At 62.9% G+C, this 25,745-nt stretch carries 18 protein-coding genes; 16 read left to right on the top strand and 2 right to left on the bottom strand.

Annotation, left to right across the window (positions count from 1 at the left end):
- The first annotated feature begins 43 nt into the window (after positions 1–43).
- The 5 genes from EC912_RS14125 to EC912_RS14105 all read left to right on the top strand — a co-directional run bounded on the left by EC912_RS14125 (position 44) and on the right by EC912_RS14105 (position 8,035).
- The gene (locus tag EC912_RS14125; protein ID WP_132145143.1) at positions 44–2,218 is read left to right on the top strand and encodes a TonB-dependent siderophore receptor; all 2,175 of its coding nucleotides are present in this window, start codon (positions 44–46) and stop codon (positions 2,216–2,218) included.
- A gap of 1 nt (position 2,219) precedes the next feature.
- Positions 2,220–2,801, top strand: a complete 582-nt coding sequence (pnuC, locus tag EC912_RS14120; protein ID WP_132145265.1) for a nicotinamide riboside transporter PnuC — start codon at positions 2,220–2,222, stop codon at positions 2,799–2,801.
- 779 nt (positions 2,802–3,580) lie between these two features.
- Complete coding sequence (locus EC912_RS14115; RefSeq protein ID WP_165973608.1) at positions 3,581–5,200, top strand: glucosyltransferase domain-containing protein; 1,620 nt, start codon at positions 3,581–3,583, stop codon at positions 5,198–5,200.
- Positions 5,201–5,419: 219 nt separating this feature from the next.
- The gene (locus EC912_RS14110) at positions 5,420–6,658 is read left to right on the top strand and encodes an NRAMP family divalent metal transporter (protein ID WP_132145139.1); all 1,239 of its coding nucleotides are present in this window, start codon (positions 5,420–5,422) and stop codon (positions 6,656–6,658) included.
- Positions 6,659–6,664: 6 nt separating this feature from the next.
- Positions 6,665–8,035: a carbohydrate porin gene (locus tag EC912_RS14105; RefSeq protein ID WP_243649285.1), complete on the top strand. Its 1,371-nt coding sequence runs from the start codon at positions 6,665–6,667 to the stop codon at positions 8,033–8,035.
- Here EC912_RS14105 and EC912_RS14100 read toward each other — a convergent pair.
- A complete protein-coding gene (locus EC912_RS14100) occupies positions 8,032–8,868 on the bottom strand; it encodes an isocitrate lyase/PEP mutase family protein (protein ID WP_132145137.1) in 837 nt (278 codons plus the stop codon). The genes EC912_RS14105 and EC912_RS14100 overlap by 4 nt on opposite strands.
- A 146-nt stretch (positions 8,869–9,014) precedes the next feature.
- Here EC912_RS14100 and EC912_RS14095 point away from each other — a divergent pair, with 146 nt between their 5' ends.
- Together EC912_RS14095 and EC912_RS19420 are read left to right on the top strand one after the other, a co-directional pair.
- Positions 9,015–9,842, top strand: a complete 828-nt coding sequence (locus tag EC912_RS14095; protein ID WP_132145135.1) for a helix-turn-helix transcriptional regulator — start codon at positions 9,015–9,017, stop codon at positions 9,840–9,842.
- Between the two features lie 83 nt (positions 9,843–9,925).
- On the top strand, positions 9,926–10,066 hold the full coding sequence (locus EC912_RS19420; RefSeq protein WP_165973607.1) for a hypothetical protein: 141 nt from the start codon (positions 9,926–9,928) through the stop codon (positions 10,064–10,066).
- Between the two features lie 57 nt (positions 10,067–10,123).
- Here EC912_RS19420 and EC912_RS14090 read toward each other — a convergent pair whose 3' ends face one another.
- Entirely contained in the window at positions 10,124–10,738 is a 615-nt protein-coding gene (locus tag EC912_RS14090; RefSeq protein ID WP_132145133.1) for a c-type cytochrome, read from the bottom strand.
- A 472-nt stretch (positions 10,739–11,210) separates the two neighbouring features.
- Here EC912_RS14090 and EC912_RS14085 point away from each other — a divergent pair, with 472 nt between their 5' ends.
- The 9 genes from EC912_RS14085 (at position 11,211) to EC912_RS14045 (ending at position 25,524) form a co-directional block, all read left to right on the top strand.
- Positions 11,211–12,872: a Na/Pi cotransporter family protein gene (locus EC912_RS14085; RefSeq protein ID WP_132145131.1), complete on the top strand. Its 1,662-nt coding sequence runs from the start codon at positions 11,211–11,213 to the stop codon at positions 12,870–12,872.
- Positions 12,873–13,140: 268 nt separating this feature from the next.
- A complete protein-coding gene (locus tag EC912_RS14080) occupies positions 13,141–14,271 on the top strand; it encodes an efflux RND transporter periplasmic adaptor subunit (protein ID WP_132145129.1) in 1,131 nt (376 codons plus the stop codon).
- Positions 14,264–17,359: an efflux RND transporter permease subunit gene (locus EC912_RS14075; protein WP_132145127.1), complete on the top strand. Its 3,096-nt coding sequence runs from the start codon at positions 14,264–14,266 to the stop codon at positions 17,357–17,359. Before EC912_RS14080 ends, EC912_RS14075 begins: the two co-directional genes overlap by 8 nt.
- 2 nt (positions 17,360–17,361) lie before the next feature.
- The gene (locus tag EC912_RS14070) at positions 17,362–18,852 is read left to right on the top strand and encodes an efflux transporter outer membrane subunit (RefSeq protein WP_243649284.1); all 1,491 of its coding nucleotides are present in this window, start codon (positions 17,362–17,364) and stop codon (positions 18,850–18,852) included.
- A 110-nt stretch (positions 18,853–18,962) separates the two neighbouring features.
- A complete protein-coding gene (locus EC912_RS14065) occupies positions 18,963–19,376 on the top strand; it encodes a hypothetical protein (protein ID WP_132145125.1) in 414 nt (137 codons plus the stop codon).
- 67 nt (positions 19,377–19,443) lie between these two features.
- Entirely contained in the window at positions 19,444–20,733 is a 1,290-nt protein-coding gene (locus EC912_RS14060) for a TolC family protein (protein ID WP_132145123.1), read from the top strand.
- A complete protein-coding gene (locus EC912_RS14055; RefSeq protein ID WP_132145121.1) occupies positions 20,730–22,001 on the top strand; it encodes an efflux RND transporter periplasmic adaptor subunit in 1,272 nt (423 codons plus the stop codon). Before EC912_RS14060 ends, EC912_RS14055 begins: the two co-directional genes overlap by 4 nt.
- Positions 21,998–25,183, top strand: a complete 3,186-nt coding sequence (locus EC912_RS14050) for an efflux RND transporter permease subunit (protein ID WP_132145119.1) — start codon at positions 21,998–22,000, stop codon at positions 25,181–25,183. Before EC912_RS14055 ends, EC912_RS14050 begins: the two co-directional genes overlap by 4 nt.
- Positions 25,180–25,524, top strand: a complete 345-nt coding sequence (locus EC912_RS14045) for a copper-binding protein (RefSeq protein ID WP_132145117.1) — start codon at positions 25,180–25,182, stop codon at positions 25,522–25,524. The genes EC912_RS14050 and EC912_RS14045 overlap by 4 nt, the downstream gene beginning before the upstream one ends.
- Positions 25,525–25,745: the final 221 nt, after the last annotated feature.

Here is a 25,745-nt window from a genome sequence, read left to right as displayed (position 1 = left end):
GACCGGATCTCCGTCGCTTCGTCCGTATACCTCGACGACGACCATGATCAATCTCCGCACCACCTCTACCCTGCTTCTTCTGTCTGCCACGGCGCTCGTGCATGCCGCCGACGAGCCGGCTACGCCACAGACCACCACGCTCGCTCCCGTGGATGTGAACGCGAAGGTCGCCAATGGCTATCGCGCCACCGATTCGCAGCTTGGTTCGCTGGGCGCGTTCGGTGCACCGCTGCACGACGTTCCCGCGTCGATCACGGTCATGACGCGCGATCAGATCGACGACCGGCAGCCGCGAAGCCTGAGCGAACTGGTCCGCAGCGACGCCGCGATCGGCGATAACTACGCACCGATCGGTTACTACCAGGACGTATCCATTCGCGGCTTCCCTCTGGATCTGGCGACCGGTTTTCGCTTCAACGGAACGATGATGTCCGCCGAGCAACCGCTCGCGCTCGAAGACAAACAGAGCGTTGAAGTACTCAAGGGACTTGGCGGCATCGAAGCGGGCATCGTCGCACCCGGTGGCCTTATCAACTACGTCAGCAAGCGGCCGGAGAACGTTCACACGGTCACCGCCGGCACCGACTCGCACGGGTCGACGTACGAAGCGCTGGACCTGGGCGCGTGGCTCAGCCCGACCTTCGGCGTGCGCGTCAACGCGGCAAACGAAAAAACGCATTCGTACATCGAACATGCGAATGGCCGTCGCAGCTTCGTGTCGCTGGCAGCGGACTGGAAAATCGGATCGAAGACGACGATCGAGCTGGACACGGATTACCAGCACAGCGGCCAACGCTCCGCATCGGGATACCAGTTACTGGGTGGCACGGACATCCCGCAGCACGCCTCTCGTACGCGCTTGCTCGGTTACGAGCCGTGGCAACAACCCGTCGGCATCGCGGCAAGCAATACATCGCTTCGCGCGAACTACCGTTTCAACGAGCAGTGGAACGCGCAGATTTCGGCGGGTCACAGCCGCACGAAGATCGACGACAACGTCGCCTTCGCCTATGGCTGCTTCTACGCCGAATCATGCGCAACGGGCGCCACGCCCGGTTACTTCTTCGCCCCGAAAGGCGACTACGATGTCTACGATTACCGCAGCCCGGACGATACGCGGCAGAACGACGAACTGCGCGGCGTACTGAGTGGCTCGTTCGACACCGGCACAATCGCTCACGAACTGAATCTGGGCATCAGCGCCTTCCATCGGACGGTGGATCAGCGTCCCTATGTTTACGACTACGTCGGTACCGCGAACATCGCCGATGCGCAGCCGCCTTATTTTCCGCCATCGCCGAACGAACCTGGCCCGTCCGCGCGCCGCCTCGACAGCTGGCAGCGCAGCGTGTTCGCGACCGATCGCGTGCACCTGGGCGAAGCGTGGCAGGTTCTTGCGGGTGGCCGCTTCGTACGTCTTCACGAACGTGCTTACGACGACGCGGGCGCACCGCAACGCGATACCCGCTTCCAGAAATTCCTGCCGCAAGCAGCGTTGCTCTGGCAACCCATCGCGCCGCTGACCACCTATGTCAGCTATACGAAGGGTCTGTCACTCGGCAATGACGCCCCGTACTGGACGTCAAATGGCGGGACGACATTGCCGCCCCTTCTCTCGCGACAGATCGAAGCCGGCGCCAAATACACATGGAGCGACGCGCTCGATCTTCAGGCCGCCGTATACCGCATTACCCAGTCGTATCAGTACGCACAGCCGGACACGTCAGCCGCGGGATTCACCTTCGTGCAGCGCGGTAACGAAGTACATACCGGTATCGAGTTGAATGCGGCCGGCAGGATCAGTACGAATCTTCGCCTGACGGCCAGCGTCAACGTGATCGAGGCGCGCGCGCACGACACCGGCACGCCCGCGTTCGAGGGGCATCAGGTCGTCAACGTTCCCCGTCTGCGCACGGCCGTATACGCGAACTATCGCCTGCCGTTCGCCCCGCGGCTGAGCCTGCTTGGCGGATGGCGCTATGCCAGCACGAATACGGCGACGGCGGATGGTCTCGCGCGCGTTCCGGCCTATCACGTATTCGACGCGGGGCTGCGCTACGACATGGACATCGACGGCCATGCCCTGACATGGCGACTGAACGTGGACAACGTCTTCAACCATTTTTACTGGCGGGACACCGGTACGTCCGGCGGCGATCGCTATCTGTTCCCCGGCGCGCCTCGCCTTGCCCGGTTGTCGGTTACCTATGACCTCTGAAATGTCCCTCTACGAGGCGGGTGCGGCGTTCGTCAGCGCCTGGGCGGTCTGGCTCACGGCTCGCCGGCAACCGTGGTGCTACCCGATCGGACTGGTATCGGTCCTTGCGTACGCGTGGATCTTCACCGACTCGAAGCTCTATTCCGACGCGGCGCTGCAGATCGTGTTCGCGCTATTGCTGGTCTACGGCTGGCATCGCTGGCTGCATAACCTCGACGACGACGGGCTCGTGCGGATAGCGCCACTGTCGCGCGGGGACGCGACAATGCATCTGGCGGTGGGCATTCTCGCGGCGCTCGTCCTCGGTTTCGTCATGCATCGATGGACCGACGCCTCCCTGCCCTGGCTCGATGCGGCGCTGGCCGCTTTCAGTCTGGTCGCGCAATGGTGGCAGGCACGCCGCCATGTCGCGGCTTGGTGGCTATGGATCGCGGTCGACGTCGTTTACGTCGGCGAGTATCTCTACAAGTCCCTGTTCATCACCTCGATTCTGTATGCCGCTTTTGTCGTTCTTGCGGTGATCGGGCTGCGTACCTGGCGCCGGGAGCGCCGCGTTGGGCAATCGGTCGTCGCACAGACATAATGTATAGGTAGGGCTCGGCTTTGCCATCGCGGTAGCGCTCGGACGCTTCGGGGAGAGCCGTCGGCCACCACCCTCGACGCTCCGGCTTCACCGTCGCTCGGGGAAGGAGAGCCGCTGCGCGGCTTTTGTCTGATGGCTGCGCCCCGTCGCGCCCGCGCTGCGGGCGGGGGTTTTTGATTCGGCATCCTTGCCTCAGCAAAAACGGCGGACCGTCCAGGTCCGCCCCCTGCGGGCCTTTTCCGCCCGCCGCGCTCGGTTGCGCAAGTCGCGTCGAGGGTGGTGGCCGACGGCTCTTCCGGATGCGGCGGTCACGTGGGGGAAAGCATCGCGTGATGCATGGCCAGTGATGACCGCATGCCGGTCCAGTCCCATCACGTGCTCGGCTCACGCTCTCCCCACAACAAACCACAGTCGACGGTGCCGTGGCCGGGTTGGTCCTTGGGGCCGCCTTAGCCGAGGGCCGCGATGGCTGACTGACGGAGCGAAGCGGCGCTACGGCCCGCTCCCGCAGGGACGGCGCCGAAGGCCCCAAGGGCCAACCCGGTCGCGGCCTCCCCGACGCACGAGCGTGAGCCGACGAAGCCGCGGGCAACACGCGCCGCGAGAGATCGTCCCTGTAGTGACTGAAGAACCCAAAAGCTTGCAGGCGAACAACGCCGTTTGCGTCACAGGTTATGTGCAGGAAATGCACCACGGTTTGCGTGACAACCTTGCTAGCATGCAAGGCGGTGATAAGCTGCTGCGCTATATAAATAACGCCCGGAAACAGGTGGTCCGCCTTGAGTCAGTCGCTACCCCACCGCCATCCCGCCGAGGCTCCTGCCGACCGTCCGAACGGCGATGTCCGCGTCTTTTTTTATCTGCTTTCACTGTATTTCCTGATCATCATTCCGATCCTGCGTGCGAACCGGTACTTCAACGACGATCTTAAGCGGGCGTTGATCGGGCGTACCGGCTGGGATTCCAACGGTCGGCCGCTGACCACGCTGCTGATGAAGCTGTTGCAGAGCTACGACCGTGCACTGGTCGACATATCGCCCCTGACCCAGATCGGCGCTATCGCCGTGCTTGCGTGGGTCGGTGTGCTGATAGCGCGCAGATATGCCATCCGTTCGCCGTGGATGGCGGCGCTGGTCGCCTTCCCGTTGGGAGCGCAGCCATTTTTCCTGGAAAACCTGTCGTATAAGTTCGACGCCCTGAGCATGGGATTGGCGATTTACTTCGCCTTGTTGCCGATCGTCGCCCTGAAAGACCACCGACGTGGCTGGTGGTGGGGCGTTCTGGCGATTTTCGCCAGTCTCAACTTCTATCAGCCCGCCATCAATGTCTACCTGATTTTCGTTCTGCTGGATCTGGTCGTCAGCCAGCTTCATGGAATGACGCCACGGCTGTTGCTGAGGCAATTCCTGTCGCGGGCGTTGCAGGCAGGCGTAAGCATGCTCGTTTACCAGCTGATCGTGGGTATTCATATCAACGGCTGGGTAAAAATCAAAAGCGAAAAGATTCACGGATTCCACGATCTGCCCGTACTGAAAACGAATCTCGTCGATTTCTATACGTACGTTGCAAAATGCTTCAACGAACAATGGTGGATGTACTTCGGCCCGGTTCTGGTTTTGCTGGCGTTCTTTCCCGTGGCGATCGGCCTTCGTTACATGGCCCGCGTCCGCTCCACGCATCCGGTCTGGGTCGGCCCCACCCTCCTCGTTACCAGTTTCCTGCTGCCACTGGCGGTGCTTGTCTGCGTACCCGGTCCGATGCTGCTGCTATTGAGGCCGGAAACCGAACCGCGCGTGTTCATGGGCGTGGGCGCGGTACTGGTCGCCGGACTGATCGTCATGCAGGCGGCCATGGCGCAATGGCGCCGATCGGATAAGTGGGCCATGGCTGTCGCCTGCATGCTGGCCCTCGGCATGTGTTCGTTTGCCAGCGCCTACGGCAATGCCCTGGGCGAGCAGAAGAACTATGAAGACCGGATCGGCGCGCGCCTTGCCGACGACCTGGCCGATTTCAGGACAAGCCACGGCATCCATACCTATCTTCTCGACGGCTCGGCGGGTTATTCGCCGATAACGTCGCATGTTATCGAACAATTCCCCCTGGTCCGGTGGCTGATTCAGCCCTACATCGATGGGGACGAAACGTTTCTGACCCCCTACTTCCTGATGTATTACGTATCGGATATCGCCGATATGCGTTTCCGTGCCGACGATGCCGCCATGCAGCGGGTATCCGGGGTCCTGACGAAAGCCTGCCCGCTGCCCGTGATACGCAGCACACAGGCTTACGACGTTCGCCTGGTCGACGATATCGCGGTGGTGTCGTTCCGATCGGCCAGCGCACGTTGCTCCACTGGCAACGCCAGGGTCGATGCCTCCGGGGAGTCCGGCGCGAAATAGCGCGGGACCGGGCCATAGCGGGTACCCGACTCGTCCAACACAATGCATTCACGTCATCGAGATGAAGCTTGCCCGCGGGACAATCCGAGGCGCTGGTGAGCGATACGCGCAATCCAACAATCGCTTTCATGCTTGGGGGAAGAGACGTCAATGACGCGCTCAAACGCAAAGGAAAAGTCTTCGCGGTCGTTCGATAGCGGTAAGGGTAAATCGTCGTTAATGAAAAAGCTGAGCGCAGGCCTCATTACCGGCGCGGCCGACGACGACCCCAGTGGCATCGCCACGTATTCCCAGGTCGGTGCGGCCTATGGTTACGCCACGATCTGGAGCCTGCTGCTGGTCATGCCGCTGATGATCGCCATCCAGGCGATCAGTGCGCAGATCGGGCGCGCTTCCGGGCAAGACATTGCCTCGAACATGCGCAAGCACTATCCGCACATGCTGGTCTACGTGCTGATCTTCTCCGTCGTTCTCGCCAACATCATCAATCTGGCGGCCGATATCGGCGCGATGGGTGCCGCATTGAAACTGCTGATCGGCGGACCGGCGCTTCTGTATGCCGCGGTCTTCGCCATTGTCTCGCTGTTGCTGCAGATTTTCGTGCCCTTTTCGCATTACTCGCCCGTGCTCAAGGTGCTTACCCTGAGCCTGTTCGCGTATGTCGGCACGGTGTTCGTGATCCACGTGCCGTGGGGCGAGGTGATAAAAGGCATCGCGATCCCGAAGGCGACGTTCGATGCCAGGTATGTCGTCGCCATCGTCGCGGTACTCGGCACGACGATCAGTCCCTATCTCTTCATCTGGCAGGCCGCGCAGGAAGTCGAGGAAATCAGGGGCGAATCCTATCGCACAGCTTTGAAATGGGCGCCCTGGCAAGGACCGGGCGCACTCGCCCGCATCAGGCTGGATACCTCGATCGGCATGATTTTCTCCAATGTCATCGCGGGTTTCATCATTCTCACCGCTGCGGTTGTCCTGCACGCGCATGGCAAAACGGATATCCAGTCCTCGTCGGAAGCGGCCGAGGCTCTGCGCCCGATTGCCGGACGCTTTGCCTTTGCGCTGTTTGCGGCGGGCATCATCGGCACCGGGCTGCTGGCGGTGCCTGTACTGGCGGGTTCCACCGCTTTCGCGGCAGCCGGTGCCCTCGGATATCCCTGCGGTCTGGAGCACAAACCCAAACGCGCGAAGTTGTTCTACGGCGTTCTGATCATCGCCAGCGTGGCCGGTATCGCGCTGAACTTTACCCCCATCGATCCGATCAAGGCACTCTACTGGAGCGCCGTCATCAATGGCGTGGCCGCGGTGCCGATGATGGTCATGATCATGTTCCTGAGCATGAACAGAAAAGCGATGGGCAAATACACACTCAATACATCGCTCAGGATCTGGGGCTGGATTGCTACGGTCGTGATGGCAATCGCCGCGGCGGTTATGTTCCTCACATGGGGAAAGTAAGTTCCGATGACGCATCGTCTCCTTCGCCGCAGGGTGGGTAGTCGCGCCCTGCCAGTATTCGTTCGGGCCATCGTCACGGCATCCGTGGCGTGTTTCGCCACCCATGCCATGGCCGACGATACGTCCTACCTGGTTCCGCAATTGCTCGGTGCCCAGTACACCTTCATCGAGCAATGGCAGAACAGTCTTCACGCGCCCTACTCCGGCGGTCTCAGCCTGAAACCCGGCGGGGATCAGGCGCGCTCGCATACGTTCGGCATCTATTTCGGCGTTCCGCTCGCCAATCATCTCGCCTTTTATCTCGACACGGAGATGTTTCGCGGGCAGGGCGTCAGCAATGCGACGGGGCTGGCCGGATTGACCAATGGCGATGTGATCCGCGGTGGAGGCGGCACACTGTCACGCTCGGCCTATATCGCCCGTGCGTTCCTGACCTATGACATTCCGCTGGGCGGCAAGACCACCCCGCAAGCGCGGAAGACGGATCAACTGCCGGGCGATCTGGCCGACGATCGGCTGAGTTTCAAATTGGGCCTGATCGCCGTCAACGACGACTTCGATCAAAGCCGCTACGCCAACTCCACCCGGACCCAGTTCATGAACTGGAGTCTGTTCAATAGTCCCGCATGGGACTTTGCCGCGGATACGCGCGGCTACACCGTGGGCGGCGTGGCCACCTTCGCCACCGGTCCATGGACGTGGCGTTACGGCATCTATCAGATGCCGACCGAAGCGAACGGCGACAAGCTCGAAGGGCCGATCCACCGGGCGAACGGTCAGAACGCGCAAGTCACCTGGCAACGCGATCCCGATGGCGCGAGCGTCTGGCTGATGCTGTACCGGAATCGCGCTCGAATGGGTATCTATGACGACGCCTTGAGAGATGCGCGGCTTGCGCATACGGTCCCGGATATCCATGCCGACGATAGGGAGGGTCGCCACAAGTTCGGTGCCGCCATGGGAGCGGACCTCCCTTTGGCCGATCATGGCGATACCGGATTGTTTGCTCGCGCGGCCTGGAACGACGGCAAGACCGAATCGTTCGTTTTCACCGAAGCGGATCGAAGTGCGAGCGTCGGCGCCCAGCTTTCGGGAGCGCATTGGCATCGCGCCGACGATCGTCTTGGCGCCGCATGGGCGGTCAATGGGCTGTCTCCCGGACATCGCGCCTACCTGGCTGCGGGTGGCTCGGGCTTCACGCTGGGAGACGGCGCGTTGAACTACGGTACGGAACAAATCTTCGAGGCTTATTACAACGCGGCCATCACGTCCTTTGCGTTCGTCACCGCCGACTTCCAGTTGATTCACAACCCCGGATATAACCGCGATCGGGGGCCGGCGCGTTTCCTTGGACTTCGCGTGCATCTCCAGTACTAGCGGAACAATCCGTTCGCTTCGCTACCGGATAGCATGTCGGCGGTCATCGCTTCGTATGTCCCTTGATCGATAGCCTCGTGCGCGATCCTGCGCATATGCGCCATCACCGATTGCAGCGGGCCGCATCCGAGACTCACGCGCCGCACTCCTGCTCTTTGCAGTTCCGCGACAGCGGGTATGCCTGCACCGCCAGCATAAATATTCAGAGGGACCGGTATCTGTCTCGCGAGGTTTTCTATTTCCGCGAGATCGGCCAGGCCTGGCACGAAGATGCCGTCCGCTCCGACTTCTACGTACAGGAGCGCGCGGCGCACTGTTTCCTTAAAACGTGCGGCTCGATCGGTACTGGGAACACAATATGTATCGGTGCGCGCATTGATGAATAACGGCACGTTCCTGCGTTGCGCCACTGCCTTGATGTGAACGATCCGTTCGCTCAGCACGGACGGATGCGTCAATGTCGACGTATCGCGAAGCGTTCCATCCTCGATGTTGACGCCGACGATGCCGAGTTCAAGCAATGCGTCGACCAGCTCGCCGCTGTCTTCCGGCGTCGGTCCATATCCGCGTTCGATGTCGACAGTCACGGGTACCGACGTCACCCGGCAGATCCGCCGGCAGGCGGCGATCAGATCGTGCACCGGCAATTGCTCTCCATCGGAAAAACCGTGCGACCAGGCGATGCCGGCGCTGGTGGTTCCCACGGCTTTTGCGCCGGCCTCTTCGACGATGCGGGCGCTGGCCGCGTCCCATGCGTTGGGCAGCACGAGTACCGTATCGCCCGCGTGCATCTCGTGGAATTGCCGTACCCGTTCTGCCTGTGTCTCGTTCATGGTCGACTGCTTTCCGCTCTGCCCGCCATCCGGGCAGGTATAGAAAACCATGGGACTGGCCGGGGCGCTGTCGGAATCTTTAGCTATATGCCGCTGGGCCGGCTTTCCCACAACAGGACGGCCTGTGAGGGTAAGCTGTCCGGGCCATGTCAAGCTTCGAAATCGACACTTTGCTGACCACCGACACGCTGACGCTTCGCAACGTCCGCTGCAACGGGATGTGCCGTCATCGCAGTGCGGAAGAGTGCGTGTCCTCTACGCACCTGGTCTTCCCCTATCGCGGCGTTTACACGCGACATGTCGGGACGGATCAGGCCATTGCCGATGCGAATCATGTCCTTTTCTTCAACGCAGGCGAGGGATATCAGGTCGCTCATCCGGTCGCCGGCGGCGACGCCAGCCTGTCGCTGAGCTTGTCCGATTCCCTGCTCGAGGAACTGGCGCCGAAGACACTCCTTCACGGCGGGGCGGACATCGGTTTCCGCCGCCAGTACCAGCGCATCGACCCACGCGCCCAGGCACTGGTCGCCCTGCTCCGGCATAACCTCGAGAACGACGGCATCGAATCGCTGGAAGCCGAGGCGCTCCTGCTGACACTGGTTTGCCGAAGCCTTGGACCGCGCACCTCCCGCGAGCCCGCGTCGACGTATGCCCGTCGCCGCCTCGCGGACCGGGTCAAGGTGCTGCTCGCCAGCGATCTTTCGCGCCGCTGGACCCTGGCCGACATCGCCGGCGAAATAGGCGGCTCGCCGGTTTATCTGACCCAGGTCTTCAGTCAGGTCGAAGGTATTCCGCTATATCGTTATCACCTGCGTTTGCGTCTCGCACGCGCACTGGATCTCATCGCTGGCTACGAAGACCTTTCCGCGCTGGCCGCGGAACTCGGCTTTTCCAGTCACAGCCACTTCGCCACGGCCTTTCGTCAGGCCTATGGCCAGTCGCCGGCGGAATTCAGAAAGTCCGCGCAACCGTAACGGCTAAAGATTCCGACAGCGGCATTCGCCACGCCGTGGTCTCCTGACGATGCCCCGATACGAGGGCTCCGAGGAGAAACGAAATGACTGCGAAAACATGCGCGGCGTGCGACTGCGAACTCGATTCGACGGCAATGCTCGTCACCATCGGCACGCGTGTCGTCGAGGTGTGTTGCGACGAATGCGCGGAAAAACTGCGCGAAGCCGGCACGCAGGCCGGGTAAATACCCGTATCTTCTTCAACCTGTCGTCACGAGGCGCGCCGGATTTCGAATCCGGGCCTAATTCGCAGGAATCTGCGGACTCGTTTCGTGCGCGCCGTCACCAGCCTCGTGTTCATGGCTGTGACCGTCGCCCTCATCGCCCATATCCATATCGTCGTCCGGCGGTGCCTTGGCGACTATCTCTTTATACGCAGCCGGCGTCATGGCGGGCAATTTCTGCAGAAAGGCGACCATGCTCCAGATCGTCATGTCGTCGTGGCTACCGCCCCACGCCGGCATGGCGCTCATTTTGATGCCGTGCTTGATGGTCCAGAACGCTTCCCTGGGATCGACGCGAGCCTGCGTAAGATCCGGCGGCTGCGGGTAGAGACCCGGCCGGATTTCGGAATCCTTCATACCCGGCTTGAGATGGCATTGGGTACACATCGCCGCGTACTGGCCCGCGCCTTTCAGGATCAGCTCGGGGTCGTTCAGATCGGGAACCTGGATATCGCGCGCATGCCGTGCGATGGACTGCGAGCGCACGGTTTCCATGATCGCCAGCACCGGCCGGGTGTGATGATCGTCCGCACCGACGTTGTAAGCGCCCGAGTAGATGTAGATCGCCGCGCCTGCCGCGGCGATCGCGCCCGCACCGAATAACGTAACGATTGCCACGGTCAGTTTCTTCATGCCGGCAGAGTAATCTCAAGCATTGGCACGCCTCAACTCTGGATGTGGGTACATAAGGGTCCAACGCATCCGCAAAGGTGGCTTGCAGTACCCCTGGCCCGGGGATCCGTCATGCATGCCGTCCTTGCCACTTGTTCAGGTTGACAGTCGTTCAGGTGGTAGGTATGGTTCGCGCGCCCTTGGGTCTCCCAGGGCACTCTTTCCGGTTACCTACCTGCGAGAAATGGACAGTTACCCTAGTCGAAGCGTCAAGGTCGAATGCATTCCTTCGATGTTGACGCCATCCGTACACAACTTGGACGTCTGCGACCGCATTCGGTCGGCTGGCGCTTTCCTCGACTAGGAAAGTCCCGCTGACTCCTGCGCCGTCGCCGGTGAACAGGAGTCATGCCATGAACTTCTTCTGCTTCCTTTTCGGGCCCGCTCGCCGCGCCCGCTTCTTGTCCGTGCTTTCCGTTCTCGGGAGCGGGACATGAAAGGCACGTTCGCCCTGCTCGATCTGGCGGGCTACGTCGCCCTGCTGCTGTGGGGCACACACATGGTCACCAGCGGCATATTGCGCGGCTACGGCAGTGCGCTGCGTCGCTGGCTGGGCCGATATCTCGGACATCGACCGGCGGCGTTCGCGTTCGGCGTATGCCTTACCGCGCTATTGCAGAGCAGTACCGCCACCGGCCTGATGGCCACCTCGTTCGCGGCCAATGGTTTTCTCGGGCTCGCGCCCGGCCTGGCGGTGATGCTGGGCGCCAATGTCGGCACGACACTGATCGTGCAGGTGATGTCGTTCGACATCTCGGTGTTGGCGCCGGTACTGGTCTTGCTCGGTTTCACGATCCATCGCCGTAGCGACGATGCGCGTTTCGAGAACCTGGGTCGCGTGGCGATCGGACTGGGCCTGATGCTGCTTTCGCTGCATTTGCTCGTGGCTTCGCTGGCGCCGGTGGAGAACGCGGAAGCATTGCGTGCGGTGCTGCAAAGCCTGGCCAGCGAACCCGTGCTGGCGATGCTGGTCGCCGCGCTGCTGACCTGGCTCTGCCATTCCAGTGTCGCGATCGTGTTGCTGATTGTGTCGCTGGCCAATGCTGGCGTGATCGATGCGTCCGGTGCACTGGCACTGGTGCTTGGCGCGAATCTCGGCGGCACCATACCGGCACTGCTGGATGCGCACAGCCCGGTTGCCCGTCGCCTGCCCCTGGGCAATCTGCTGGTACGCGCTATCGGTTGCATCGTCTGCCTGCCGTTGCTGCATCCGCTGGCGCAGTGGCTGGCACCGCTCGGTGCCTCGCCGGCGCGCATCGCGGTGAATTTCCACACCGCGTTCAACCTGGGACTGGCGTTGGTGTTCATCGTCCCGGTCGAACAACTGGCACGGTTGCTGATGCGCCTGTTGCCGGAGCCGCCGCGCCCGAACGATCCCGGCGTGCCGCAGTACCTCGACGAAGGCGCGCTGGATTCGGCCAACGTCGCGCTCGCCAACGCCGCCCGCGAATCCATGCGGATGGCCGATATGGTCGAAGGCATGCTGAAAGGCCTGGTGGAAGTGTTCGGCAAGGACGATCGTGCGCGTGCCGCCGCGATCAGCCATATGGACCCCTGGCTCGACCGTCTCGGTATGGCGATACGCGGATACCTCGCCGATCTGGGCGGCGAAGCGCTGAACGAAGAGGATGGCGAGCGCAGCCAGGAAATCCTCGCCTTTGTCATCAACATCGAACACATCGGCGATATCACCGCGAATAACCTGATGGAGTTCGCCGCAAAGAAAGCGGAGCGTGGACAGGATTTCTCGGCCGACGACATCCAGGACCTCGCCGCCATGCATAACCAGGTGATGGAAAGCCTGCGGCTGGGTCTGACCGTATTCCTGCGAGGCGACCTGCGCGCCGCGCAGGAACTGGTGGCGCGCAAGGAAGTGCTGTGGCGTCTGGAGAACGAAGCCTCCGAGCGGCATATTCGCGCGCTGCGCGAACGTCGCGACGGTGGCGGTGGTGGCGATGTGTATCTGCGCATCCTGCGCGACCTGAAGCGTATTCACTCGCATCTGGCCGCGCTGGCTTATCTGCCCCTCGAACGCGCGGGCCTATTGCGGGACCGGCTGGTACGCGAGTCGGTCGCTTCGCGAAACGTCGTATGAGCGGACAAACGAAAACTAAGGAGACGAACGACCTTGGACCCTGACCCTAAAAGCGATTCAACCCCGAATCACCGATCGCACTGACGACGTTTCTGCGCACGCTCAACCGAGCGACGCCCGGACGCGGCGGCCGATGACGATCGGAACCGCGGACGGGTGACGCGCCGGCGGCCTTCGATGGCCGCCCGCCTTCCCCTCCGTATGTTTGCGCCGTGGTCTCACGACCGCGGCGGGCTGGCTTGCGCCATACATAAGAGGGGAAATCCCCATGTTCTTCCGTCCGTTGAAAACATTACCCACCCTGTTTCTGGCATTGACGACGTCCCTGTTTCTGGCGGCTTGCTCGCGTGGCGCCGATGATCGCCAGGACGTTTCTCCCGCCGTCGTGATCGAGCATGGCGTGTTGCGCGTGCCCGAAAAATCGCCGCTGCGCACGCGGCTGAAAGTACAGCCGGTGGTGCTGCGCGACCTCGCGCATCCCCTGGTGTCTCCGGCCATGATCGAAGCCGATCCGGCGTACACCGTCAACATCCTGTCGCCGCTGACCGGACGTGTCGTGGCGTTGAAGGCCGGTCTGGGCGATCGCGTCGCCCGCGGGCAAGTTCTCGCCGTGATCGCTTCGGGCGACTATGCGCAGGCGACTTCCGACAAGCAGAAAGCCGGCGATGTTCTCGCTCTGGCCAGGAAGACGATGGAACGCGCCGAAGGCGTGAAGGAAGCCGGAGGCGCCGCGCAGAAGGATCTCGAGGCGGCCCGCAGCGCTTACGTGCAGGCACAGGCCGAATACAACCGCAGCGAAGTGCGTCTTGCTTCGCTCGGCGATATCGGCGCGGGTAAAGACGGGGCCCGTCGCATGACGATCGTCTCGCCGACGGATGGCAGCATCACCTCGTTGTCGACGGCCGTGGGCGCGTTCGCCAACGATCCGAACGCGGTCCTGATGACCGTGACCAATCTTCGCCATGTGTGGGTAACCGCGAATGTCGCGGAGAACGAAGCGACCCAGATCGCGCCGGAACAGCAGGCCGACGTGACATTGCCGGCGTGGCCGGGACGGGATTTCCACGGCACGGTGCAGTCGGTGAGCGCGGTACTCGATGCCGATACGCGTCGGATCAAGGCGCGTATCGCCGTGCCGAACGACGATGACGCGCTGAAACCGAACATGTTCGCCACCGCCACCTTCCGGGTTCCCCAGGCGAAATCGCTGCTGGTTCCGCAATCCGCGCTTCTGATGAATAACGAAAGCGTGTCCGTCTTCGTCGAAGTGTCGCCGTGGGCCTTCGTGCGCCGGTCGGTCGAACTGGGTCGCGACGAAGGCGACGAAGCGCGTGTCGTCGCTGGCCTCAAGCCGGGGGATCGCATCGTCGTGGCCGGCGGAGTGCTGATCAATGATTGAGAAAGCCATCGAATGGTGCCTGCGCAAGCGCACCCTGGTCTTCGTGATAACGGCGCTGGTGATGGTCTATGGCTATTACGCCTGGACCCAAATGGCGATCGAGGCCTACCCGGAACTGAGCGACGTCACCGCGCAGGTCACCACGCAGGTCCCCGGACTGGCGGCGGAAGAAATCGAGCAGCAGATCACCACGCCGCTGGAGCGTGCGCTTGCCGGTACGCCGGGGCTGGTCTCGATGCGTTCGAGCAGCACGTTCGGACTCTCGTTGATCACCCTGGTGTTCCGCGACGGTGCGGAAGATTACTGGTCGCGCCAGCGCGTCACCGAGCGCCTTTCCGGTGTAACGCTTCCGGCGGGCGTGACGCCATCGCTAGACCCCGTATCGGGACCGGCCGGCGAGATTTATCGCTACACGCTGGAGTCGGATACCAAAAACCTGATGGAGCTGTCGGAGCTGCAGCGCTGGAAGATCATCCCGGCGTTGCAGCAGGTACCCGGCGTGGCCAACGTCGACAACTTCGGCGGCTTCACCAAGGAGTTCCAGCTTGAGGTAGAGCCGCAGAAACTGCTTCAGTACGGCGTGGGCATGAACGATGTCATCGCCGCCATCAGCGCCAACAACACCAATGCCGGAGGTGGCCGCGTGACGCGTGGCGAGCAGTCCTATGTCATTCGCGGCGAAGGCCTCATGCGCACGCTCGAGGACATGGGCAGCATCGTCGTGACCCAGCACGACGGCAATCCGGTTCGCGTCCGCGATCTGGGCAAGCTTCGATACGGCCACCAGATCCGCGAAGGCATTCTGGGCAAGAACGGCAATCCGGACACCATCGAAGGCATTGTCGACCTGCTCAAGTACGAGAACCCCTCCGAGGTACTCAAGGGCATCCACGCGCGGGTCGACGCGCTGAACGCGGAACTTGCCTTGCAGGATGTCCGCATCGTGCCGTTCATCGATCGCGACGAACTGGTGCGGGCCACGGTGAGCAAGGTATCGCACACCGTGCTCGAGGGCGTGGTGCTGGTCTGCATCGTGCTGATCCTGTTCCTGGGAAGCCCGCGCAGCGCGATGGTCGCGGCGGTGACCATTCCCTTCGCGCTGGTGACCGTATTCATCGTCATGCACTTCACGAAGATGCCGGCCAATCTGTTTTCGCTTGGTGCGCTCGACTTCGGCGTCATCGTGGATGGCGCTATCGTGGTCACGGAAGCGATCCTTCGCAAACGCGAAGCGCGACCGGATGCATGGCTGCACGAGACCGACGTTCTCGCCGCGACCAAACAGGTAGCACGACCGATTTTCTTCGCGACCCTGATCATCGTGACGGCCTATGCACCGCTGCTGGCCTTCGAACGCGCCGAGGGCAAACTGTTCTCGCCGATGGCGCATACCGTGGGCTATGCCTTGCTGGGTGCGCTGCTGTGCGCGCTCGCACTGGTACCCGGGCTGGCCTATCTTGCGCTGCGCAAGCCACGCAAGATGTTCCACAACAAGCCGCTCGAGCGTCTGCAAAACGGATATCGCAACCTGCTGGATCGGCTGCTCCGGCGCCCGCGCATCGCCTATGCCGCGGCAGGCATCGCGCTGGTTGCCGTGGTGTCGCTGGGCATGACCATCGGCCGCGAATTCCTGCCCGACCTGGACGAAGGCACGCTATGGGTGCAAGTGCAGTTGCCGAGCGGGCTGTCGCTGGAGAAAGCGAGCGAGATGGCCAGCGAGTATCGGCATGTGGTGGGCGAGTTTCAGGAAGTGAGCTACGTCGTCACCCAGCTCGGCCGCAACGACACGGGTAGCGATCCGTGGACGCCGTCGCATATCGAATCCGGTGTCGGTCTGAAGCCATACGATTCCTGGCCGTCGGGCGAGAGCAAGGCCGATTTCGTGCGCCGTCTCAACGATCGCCTGAAAAAGCTGCCCGGCATCTCCGTCGGCATCAGCCAGCCCATCATCGATGGCGAGAACGACATGGTCGGCGGAGCACACAGCCCACTGGTACTGCGCATCTACGGCGACGACTTCGGCGAGCTTCGGCGTATCGGCGGCGAGATCGTGGATGTATTGCATAACGTCCGCGGCACGGCCGATGCGTCGATCTTCCAGGAGCCGCCGATCCCGCAGCTGACGGTGAAGGTGGATCGCGACGCGGCGGCGCGTTACGGCATCAATGTCGCCGACATCAATACGCTGATCGAAACGGGCGTCGGCGGCGCGCCGATCACCCAGGCGTATGTGCAGGATCGCGTCTATAACGTCACCGCCCATGTGCCGCACCAGGTGGCGGCGAATCCCGAGGTGCTCGGCCAGCTTGTGGTTACCGCGCCTTCCGGTGCCAAAGTACCCCTGGCGATGCTCACCCGGATTACCTTGCAGACCGGCGAAAGCACGATCGCGCATGAGCAGGGACATCGTCAGCTGACCGTCCGCATCGACAACCGCGATCGCGCTCTTTCCGAGTATCTGGCCGATGCGCAGGAAAAGATCGGCAAGACCGTGCATTTCGACAAGCAGAAATACCGGCTGGAATGGGCGGGTCAGTTCGAGAACCAGCAGCGCGCCGAGGCGCGCCTGATCCTGGTCATGGGACTCGTGCTGGCTGTGATGGCCGTACTGCTGTTCGCGGAGTTCGGCAATCTGCGGCAGGCCATGCTCGTGCTGGGCATCGTGCCGCTGGCAACACTGGGCGGCTTGATTTCGCTGCATGTCAAAGGCGAGACCCTGAATATCGCCACGGCAGTGGGCTTCATTGCGTTGTTCGGCGTGGCGGTGCAGAACGGCATCATCATGGTGGCCAACTTCAACCGCATGCGCCGGGATGGGCACGGTGTGCGCGACGCCGTGTTGCTGGGTGCCACCGAGCGTTTCCGTCCGGTGTTGATGACCGCCACCGTGGCCAGCGTGGGCATGTTGCCCGCGGCGCTGGCTACCGGCATCGGCACGGACGTGCAGCGCGGCCTGGCCACGGTCGTGGTCGGCGGCCTGGTGATCGCCACGCTGCTCACGCTCTTCATTCTTCCCACGTTCTATGACGCGCTCGAACGTTATGTCGAGCGTCGTCGACGCTCATCGCCGCCGGCGAAGGAGATCTGATCATGCAGACCGAAATCATGAAATCGACGCGTGCGCCGGGTATGCGTCTGCTGCTAGCCCTGTGCGTAAGCATCGCGCTGGCCGGTTGCGCCGTCGGTCCCGACTATCGTCGACCGGATGCTCCCCACGCACAGGAGTACGCGTCGACGCCGCAGCCGGAAACGACGGTATCGGCTTCCGTGCATGGTGGCGAGGCACAACACCTGGTGAAGTCGATGGATATCCCGGGTCAATGGTGGACGCTTTTCCGCTCGCCGTCCCTGAATGCGTTGATCGACGATGCGCTCGCGCACAACGCCGATGTGGAGGCGGCGAAAGCCGCGCTTCAGGTCGCTTGGGAAAACGCCTATGCGCAGCGCGGAGCGTATTTTCCGTCCGTCGGTGCGGGCATCAATCCCACACGGCAGGATATCGCGACGGCCCTGGCCAGCCCTGCTGCATCCAACGCCAGTCTTTACAGCCTGACCACGGCGCAGGTGAGCGTGTCCTATGCCCCCGATATCTGGGGCGGTACCCGGCGTCAGGTCGAATCGTCGGTAGCGCAGGCCAACGCGCAGCGCTTCGAGCTGGAAGCCACCTACCTCACGCTGACGAGCAACCTGGTCAATGCAGCTATTGAGGAAGCATCGTTGCGCGCGCAGATCGATGCGACGGGACGGATCGTCGATGCGCAGACGGGCATTCTCGACACGCTGCGCCGTCAGCAGGCGCTCGGGGATGCCGCCGAAGCCGCGGTGGCCGCACAGGTAACTGTTCTGGAGCAGAGTCGCGCCACGTTGCCTCCCTTGCAGAAACAGCTCAGCCAGCAGCGCGACCTGCTGGCTGCCCTCACCGGACGCATGCCCGACGACACTATCGATGCACGGTTCGTACTGGACGATCTGAAGCTTCCTGTCGACCTGCCGCTCAGCCTTCCCGCCCGGCTGGTCGAGCAACGTCCGGACGTGCGTGCGGCGGATGAGCAATGGCATGCCGCGAGTGCCGCCATCGGCGTGGCGATAGCCGACCGGCTGCCGAATGTGCAGATCGACGCGACGCTGGGCAGTGCCGCGGAGAAGGCCAGCTCGCTGTTCACCGCCGGCACCGGTTTCTGGAGTCTCGGAGCGAACCTTACGCAACCGCTGTACGACGGCGGTGCGCTGAAGCACAAGCAGCGCGCGGCGGAAGCCGGCTATCGCCAGGCGGCGGCGCAGTATCGCGGCACAGTGATAGCGGCCGTGCAGAACGTCGCCGATGTATTGCATGCGATCCGCTCGGACGCGGAGGCGCTGGTGGCGGCGGAACGCGCGGAACGTGCCGCGGCTCGGAGTCTGGATATTGCAAGGCGACAACTGGATCTGGGCGATATCAGCCAGAGCGTCATGCTCTCCGCCGAACTTGCATGGCAACAAACGAACATCGCCCTGGTACAGGCCAGGGCGGCCCGATTCACGGACACGGCCGCCCTTTTTCAGGCGTTGGGTGGGGGGTGGTGGAATCGCCACGACGCATAGCGATACCGGGTGTCCGGCGAGAAACCTGCTCGCCGGACGCCCGCGTCGTCGCCCGGTCACTTCGTCCACTTGACAGGACCCCACTCCAGCTGAGCTAAGATGGCGCCGCCATGCGCACACGTTATCGTCTCAGCCGTCGTCGCCGGATCCTCTGGGTGGGGATGGCGATGTTTTGCCTGTTGTTCCAGCAACTGGCGATGGCCGCTTATGTCTGCACCCTGCCGACGGCGCCTGCCGATACGGTCATGACAGGCGATTGCGCGGCGATGGATATGGCCCCCACGGCGGATGCCTCCTCCGCGCACCAAAGTCCGGACCCGCGTTGTACCGAGCATTGCGCCGACCATGTGTCGGCAACGCCGGATGCGCGCCTGCCGATGGTCCCGCCGCTGCTGTTGCCTCCGGCATCTCCCGCACTGGCAGGCACGATCGTGCATATGCCCGAGCGGATTTCGCTGCCGGACCCTGCGATGCATCGTCCCGACCCGCCGCCTGCACTGCGGTTCTGCTCCCTGTTGATTTAGCCCCCGATCGCCCTGGGTTCATTGGCCGTGCTTGCACGGCTGTGTTCGTCCGCGATCGGAGTTCAACATGCTTTCCCTTATCGACTACGTTCGTGCCTGTCCGGCGCGACGTTTACGTTGGCCGTCTTGTGCTGCCATCTTTCTGTTCGCATTGCCCGCGTGGGCAGGCGATCCCGCGACGCTGACACTGGCTGCCGCCACGCAGCAAGCTATCCGGCACGCGCCGATGCTGGAGGCGCGACGCGCGCAATCGGAATCGGCACGGCAGGAAGCCGTTCGCGCGGGTGCCTTGCCCGATCCCCAACTGACCTTCGGCATCGACAACCTGGCCATCCAGGGACCGGGTGCGTTGACGGCCGGCGGCGACAGCATGACCATGCGCACCGTTGGCATCAGTCAGGCGCTGCCGTCCCGCAGCAAGCGTCTAGCCGAGCGGACGATGGGATATGCCCAGGCGGATCTGGCCGCTTCGACGGAGTCGGCGACTGCCTTGTCGATCCGGCAACAGGTCGCCGATGCATGGATTGCCGCCTGGGGCGCGCATCGCGAAGGGCAAATGTTGCAGTCCATGCGCAATGCATGGACGCAAGACGTCGATGTAGCGAAAGCGCGACTGCGCGGAGGCACCGGCAGCGCCGCGGATGTACTCGCCGCGCGCATGAGTGCGCTCGATCTCGAAAACCGCATCGACGAGACCACGGCGCGCGAAGCGCAGGCGCGGGCGGACCTCGCGCGCTGGCTGGGTGCTCCTGTCGACCAGCCCTTGGCGGATACGCCGGATTTCTCCACGCTGCCCTATGACGAGCCGGCCTTGCTGGCCAGTCTCGACCGTCAGGGCAATCTGTTGGGCTGGCCGGCTCGCGAACAGGTAGCCGAGGCGGCACTCGACGCTGCTCGCGCCGACAAGCGTCCCGTATGGAACGTAGGCGTGAATTACGGATCGCGCGTGCGTGGCCTCTCGGACATGGTGTCGTTGCAGGTGGGCGTAAGCCTGCCGCTGTTTACCCGCAACCGGCAGGACCGGGGCATTTCCGCCCGTGCGGCCGATCTCGACGCCGTTCGCGCGGAACGCACCGATGCGCGCAGTCAGCAGACCGCGGTCATTCGGGCAGCCTGGGCGCAATGGCTATCGCTGGGCCAACAAGTGCGCCGGCATCGCGACGAATTGCTGCCGCTGGCCGAGGATCGCGTCGTCCTCGCCCTCGCGGCCTATCGCGGCGGCGGCGACATCCAGCCCCTGCTGGAAGCTCGCCGCGACGAGATCGCCCATCACACCGACTACGCCCGCATGCAGGCCGATTTCGGTCGCGCCTGGGCCGCGCTGGCCTATCTGATGCCTGAAGGAGAAACGCCATGAAGCGGCCTCTGCAAATCGCGCTCGTCGCGCTCGTACTGCTGATTACGGCGACACTTGCGTATTGGACCGGTCGGCGACACGCACCCGTGACCACGGCCGCCTCGTCCTCTCCATCGAAGGCGGCGCCGCGGTACTGGTACGACCCGATGGTGCCGGATCAGCATTTCGACCACCCTGGCCTCTCGCCGATGGGAATGGAAATGTTGCCCCGATACGACAGTGCCGGGGACGCGAAAGATGTCGTGCGGATCGATCCCGCGACGGTACAAAACCTTGGCGTACGCACCGCTCCGATCGAGCGCCGCGTGCTCGATGGCGACGTGCAGGCGCCTGGCAGCATCACATGGGACCTACGTCAGGCCATCACCGTAAGCGCACGCGTCGATGCGGTCGTCACGAAGCTCGACGTACGCGCTCCCTATACGACAGTGGCGGAAGGTACGCCCCTGGTCGACCTTCTGGCGCCGCAGTGGAGCAGCGCAATGGCCGAAGCGGAAGCGCTTCGGGATGTGCGGTCGGCGGATGCCAAAGCCCTGCGCGACGCCGCACGGCAACGTCTTCAGGTACTGGGGCTGTCCCCGGCGGATAGCGGTTCGGCGCGTCGAAGCGGCGGCGCGATCACCGTACACGCGCCCCGGCGTGGCGTGGTCACCTCGCTCGAGGTCCGCGAAGGCCAGCGCGTGAATGCAGGACAGACGTTGATGACCATCAACGGCATCGACACGGTATGGATCGAGGCCGCCCTGCCCCAGGCCGTGGCGGGCGCCATAAGCGCGAACACGCCGGTAAAGGTGCGTGTCGATGCGCTGCCGGGACGCGTGTTCGAAGGCAAGGTCGAAACACTGTTGCCGGATATCGACGTGACGACACGTACGCAACGCGCCCGGATCGTGCTGGCGAATCCCGAGGGGGTGCTGAGCCCAGGCATGTTCGCCCACGTGCAGCTCATACCGGGTCAGGGGGTAGCCGTTCCGGTGGTGCCCGACGAAGCGCTGATTGCCACGGGTGGCCGCACGCGCGTGATCGTCGCGGAAAACGAGGGCCACTTCCGCCCGGTAGCGGTACGCACCGGGCGCGCCGCCGGCGGTTACACCGAAGTATTGGAGGGATTGCATGGCGACGAGAAAGTCGTTGTCTCCGGACAATTCCTGATCGATTCGGAAGCGAGTCTGTCCGGTGCGCTGGATCGTCTGGACAGCGACGCCACGTCACCGGCAAGCGCACAAAGCGCTCCGGTGTCCGGCATGCCGATGGGAGACGGACGATGATCGGCGCCCTGATCCGTGCCGCGATCGCCCATCGCGTCTTCGTACTGCTTGCCGCCCTGGCACTCGCCGCCATCGGCGTGTATTCGGCTTTGCATACCCCAGTCGACGCACTGCCGGACCTCTCGGACACACAGGTGATCATTCGTACGAGCTGGGCCGGTCAGTCGCCGCAGATCGTGGAGGACCAGGTCACCTATCCGCTGGCCACCACGATGCTGTCGGTACCGGGAGCGACCACGGTGCGCGGCTACTCGTTCTTCGGGGATTCCTACGTCTATGTCCTGTTCGACGAGCATACGGATCTGTACTGGGCTCGTTCGCGCGTACTGGAGTACCTGAGCCAGGTACGCGACCGCCTGCCGTCCGGTGTCAATCCATCGCTGGGTCCCGACGCGACGGGGCTGGGCTGGATTTACGAGTACGCGCTGGTCGATCGCACCGGAAAACACGATCTCGGTCAGCTACGCAGCCTGCAGGACTGGTTCCTGCGCTATCAGCTCAAGACCGTACCGGACGTGGCCGAGGTCGCCAGCCTCGGCGGGATGGAACGTGCGTGGCAGATCGTGCCCGATCCGCGGCAACTGGCCGCCCGGGCGATAACCGTGGATCGGCTGGTCGAGGCAGTCCGCACAGCCAACGGCGCCAATGGCGGCTCGGTCATCGAGCAGGGCGAGGCGGAGTTCATGGTGCGCAGCGAGGGCTATCTGCGCACACAGCAGGACTTCGAGAGCGTGCCGGTCGGTGCGAATAAGGACGGCGTGCCTGTGCTGCTGCGCGACGTCGCGACGGTCCGCCGCGGTCCTTCGTTCCGCCGGGGTATCGCGGAACTGGACGGCCAGGGCGAAGTGGCAGGTGGCGTCATCGTGCTGCGTTCCGGAAAAAATGCCCGGGCGGCCATCGATGCCGTGAAAATCCGGCTGGACGAACTCAAACGCAGCTTGCCCGCGGGTGTCGAAATCGTACCGACCTACGATCGTTCGCAACTGATCGATGCGGCGGTGGAGAACCTCTGGGGCAAGTTGCTGGAAGAGTTTCTCGTCGTTGCCCTCGTATGCGTGCTGTTCCTCGGTCATCTGCGATCGGCGCTGGTCGCTGTCATCACATTGCCGCTCGGCGTGCTGGCCGCTTTCATCGTGATGCACATGCAAGGCGTCTCGGCGAACCTGATGTCGCTTGGCGGTATCGCCATTGCCATCGGTGCGATGGTCGATGCGGCGGTCGTGATGATCGAGAACGCGCACAAGCATCTGGAACATTGGCGCGAATGCCACGACGGTGCCGAACCGCGGGGAGCCGAGCATTGGACGTTGATTGCGGACGCAGCCGCGGAGGTCGGACCGGCGCTGTTCGTGAGCCTGCTTATCATCGCATTGTCGTTCGTCCCGGTGTTCGCTCTGGAAGCGCAGGAGGGACGGCTGTTCAAACCACTCGCATTCACCAAAACCTATGCGATGGCGGCAGCCGCCGGCCTCGCCGTGACGCTGGTGCCCGTACTGATGGGTTACCTGGTACGCGGACGTATCCGCGCCGAACGCGACAATCCGCTCAATCGCGGTTTGATCGCGCTGTACCGGCCGATACTCGATACCGTCCTGCGTCATCCGAGAATCATGCTGGCACTCGCGGGCCTTTTGCTGGCAAGCGCGCTATGGCCACTGAGCCGGGTCGGCAGCGAATTCATGCCGCCGATGGACGAAGGCACGCTGCTGTACATGCCGACGGCGTTGCCGGGTCTGTCCGCCGGCAAGGCATCGCAGCTTCTGCAGATCACCGATCGCATGATCAAGACGGTACCCGAAGTCGACCACGTGTTCGGCAAGGCGGGGCGTGCCGAAACGGCGACCGACCCGGCACCGCTGGAGATGTTCGAGACCACGATCACCTTCAAACCGAAGAGCCAATGGCGTCCCGGCATGACGATGGACAAACTCAAGGTCGAGTTGAACAACGCGGTGCACGTGCCGGGGCTGACGAATCTGTTCGTGCCACCGATCCGCAATCGCATCGACATGCTCGCGACCGGCATCAAAAGCCCGATAGGTATCAAGGTACTCGGCTCCGATGCAAAGACGCTGCAAACGGTGGCCGATGAGATCGAAGCGGTCGCGCGCCGCGTGCCGGGCGTAAGTTCGGCCGTCGCCGAGCGTGCCGCGAGCGGTCGCTATGTCGATGTGCGTGTCAGGCGCGACGATGCCGCACGTTATGGCCTGACCCAACAGGAAGTGCAGTCTCTGATTGCGACCGTGGTCGGTGGCGATCCCATCGGTCAGACTGTCGAAGGACGGGAGCGCTATCCGATCGTGCTGCGCTATCCGCGAGCGGAGCGCGATTCGATCGCCGCACTGACGCAGCTGCCCATCGTGGCGGCTAACGGCGCTCAGCCGACTCTGGGGCAGATCGCCGATATCCAGGTGACCGCAGGTCCGCCGATGCTGAAAAGCGAGAACGGTCGTCTGACCACGTATGTCTATGTCGATACGGCGGGCCGCGATCTTGGTGCCGTCGTTACCGACTTGCAGCATGCGGTCGCGCGGCAGGTTGCGTTGCCTCCCGGTACGACGGTGGCATGGTCCGGCCAGTTCGAATATCTGGCGCGTGCGATGCGCCGGTTGACGTGGGTCATCCCGACCGCGCTGGCGATTATTTTCCTGCTTATCTATGCCGTCTTCCGGCGCATGAGCGAGGCGGCGCTGATCATGGCAAGCGTACCGCTGGCACTGGTCGGCGGGCTCTGGCTCATCTGGACACTCGGTCACGCGATCTCGGTAGCGACAGTGATCGGTTTCATCGCACTCGGCGGCGTTGCCGCCGAATTTGGCGTCGTCATGCTGTTCTATCTTCGCCATGCATGGGACAGACAGCTCGCGCTCGATCCGCATGCCGGTTCCGCCGAACTGGATGAAGCGATCCGCGAAGGTGCCGTTCAACGCGTGCGCCCCAAGGCGATGACTGTTGCGGTGATTCTCGCGGGTCTGTTTCCGATTCTTCTGGGCCACGGCGCAGGCTCCGAAGTCATGCAGCGCATTGCTGCACCGATGGTGGGCGGCATGCTCACCGCGCCCCTGCTGTCCATGCTCGTCATCCCCGCCGCATTCCAGCTGCTGATGCGGCGCCGGTTGCGTCGATCGCCAACGCACCTTCTTTCGATTCACTCCCACCCACAAGGAAATTCCGATTCATGAAAATGCACCCCACGCCGTTCATCGTGTTTGCCGCCCTGCTCCCTGTATCCGTGTTCGCGGCTCCGCAAAATATGTCGGCCATGCCCGGCATGTCTCACGACGTGGCACCGGTCGAGGCACAAGGTATCGGTGTCGTCAAAGCCATCGACAGCGCAAAAGGCACCGTCACCTTGCAGCATGAAGCGATTGCTTCGATTCACTGGCCGGCGATGACCATGCCGTTCAAAGTCGCTTCGCCGGATATGCTCAAGACCATAAAGGTCGGCGACAACGTGCGGTTCACACTACATCCCGCGGGTATGAACAGCATGGTGACGTCGATCGAGCCGGTGCGGCTCTAGCAAGATGCCGACGAATAAATAACGCCAGTTCAGTCGCAGCAGGATAATTCCTGCTGCTTTGGCGAAGTTTGCCTCGTGATGTACGAAAAAGTCCTATTGCATGGACGTATAAATTGCCAACGGAATTCTAACCTGAGCAGCAAGAACTTACCGATCCGACTCGTCTTCAACTGTACCGATTAGTTCATGTTTTCCAGCGGTTTCACACGCAAGAAATCCCG

The sequence above is a fragment of the Luteibacter rhizovicinus genome (assembly GCF_004342265.1).
Classification (GTDB): Bacteria; Pseudomonadota; Gammaproteobacteria; order Xanthomonadales; family Rhodanobacteraceae; genus Luteibacter; species Luteibacter rhizovicinus_B.
Note: the sequence above shows the minus strand (reverse complement) of the source record. Positions and strands in the feature narration are given on the sequence as shown.

What these genes read in the sequence shown, in the direction of transcription:
- pnuC (WP_132145265.1), top strand. Translation starts at nt 2,220, where the DNA reads ATGTCCCTCTACGAGGCGGGTGCGGCGTTCGTCAGCGCCTGGGCGGTC.
- EC912_RS14055 (WP_132145121.1), top strand. Translation starts at nt 20,730, where the DNA reads ATGAAGCGGCCTCTGCAAATCGCGCTCGTCGCGCTCGTACTGCTGATT.
- EC912_RS14105 (WP_243649285.1), top strand. Translation starts at nt 6,665, where the DNA reads ATGACGCATCGTCTCCTTCGCCGCAGGGTGGGTAGTCGCGCCCTGCCA.
- EC912_RS14085 (WP_132145131.1), top strand. Translation starts at nt 11,211, where the DNA reads ATGAAAGGCACGTTCGCCCTGCTCGATCTGGCGGGCTACGTCGCCCTG.
- EC912_RS14075 (WP_132145127.1), top strand. Translation starts at nt 14,264, where the DNA reads ATGATTGAGAAAGCCATCGAATGGTGCCTGCGCAAGCGCACCCTGGTC.
- EC912_RS14090 (WP_132145133.1), bottom strand. Translation starts at nt 10,738, where the DNA reads ATGAAGAAACTGACCGTGGCAATCGTTACGTTATTCGGTGCGGGCGCG.
- EC912_RS14045 (WP_132145117.1), top strand. Translation starts at nt 25,180, where the DNA reads ATGAAAATGCACCCCACGCCGTTCATCGTGTTTGCCGCCCTGCTCCCT.
- EC912_RS14065 (WP_132145125.1), top strand. Translation starts at nt 18,963, where the DNA reads ATGCGCACACGTTATCGTCTCAGCCGTCGTCGCCGGATCCTCTGGGTG.
- EC912_RS14110 (WP_132145139.1), top strand. Translation starts at nt 5,420, where the DNA reads ATGAAAAAGCTGAGCGCAGGCCTCATTACCGGCGCGGCCGACGACGAC.
- EC912_RS14070 (WP_243649284.1), top strand. Translation starts at nt 17,362, where the DNA reads ATGCAGACCGAAATCATGAAATCGACGCGTGCGCCGGGTATGCGTCTG.
- EC912_RS19420 (WP_165973607.1), top strand. Translation starts at nt 9,926, where the DNA reads ATGACTGCGAAAACATGCGCGGCGTGCGACTGCGAACTCGATTCGACG.
- EC912_RS14095 (WP_132145135.1), top strand. Translation starts at nt 9,015, where the DNA reads ATGTCAAGCTTCGAAATCGACACTTTGCTGACCACCGACACGCTGACG.
- EC912_RS14050 (WP_132145119.1), top strand. Translation starts at nt 21,998, where the DNA reads ATGATCGGCGCCCTGATCCGTGCCGCGATCGCCCATCGCGTCTTCGTA.
- EC912_RS14080 (WP_132145129.1), top strand. Translation starts at nt 13,141, where the DNA reads ATGTTCTTCCGTCCGTTGAAAACATTACCCACCCTGTTTCTGGCATTG.
- EC912_RS14125 (WP_132145143.1), top strand. Translation starts at nt 44, where the DNA reads ATGATCAATCTCCGCACCACCTCTACCCTGCTTCTTCTGTCTGCCACG.
- EC912_RS14100 (WP_132145137.1), bottom strand. Translation starts at nt 8,868, where the DNA reads ATGAACGAGACACAGGCAGAACGGGTACGGCAATTCCACGAGATGCAC.
- EC912_RS14060 (WP_132145123.1), top strand. Translation starts at nt 19,444, where the DNA reads ATGCTTTCCCTTATCGACTACGTTCGTGCCTGTCCGGCGCGACGTTTA.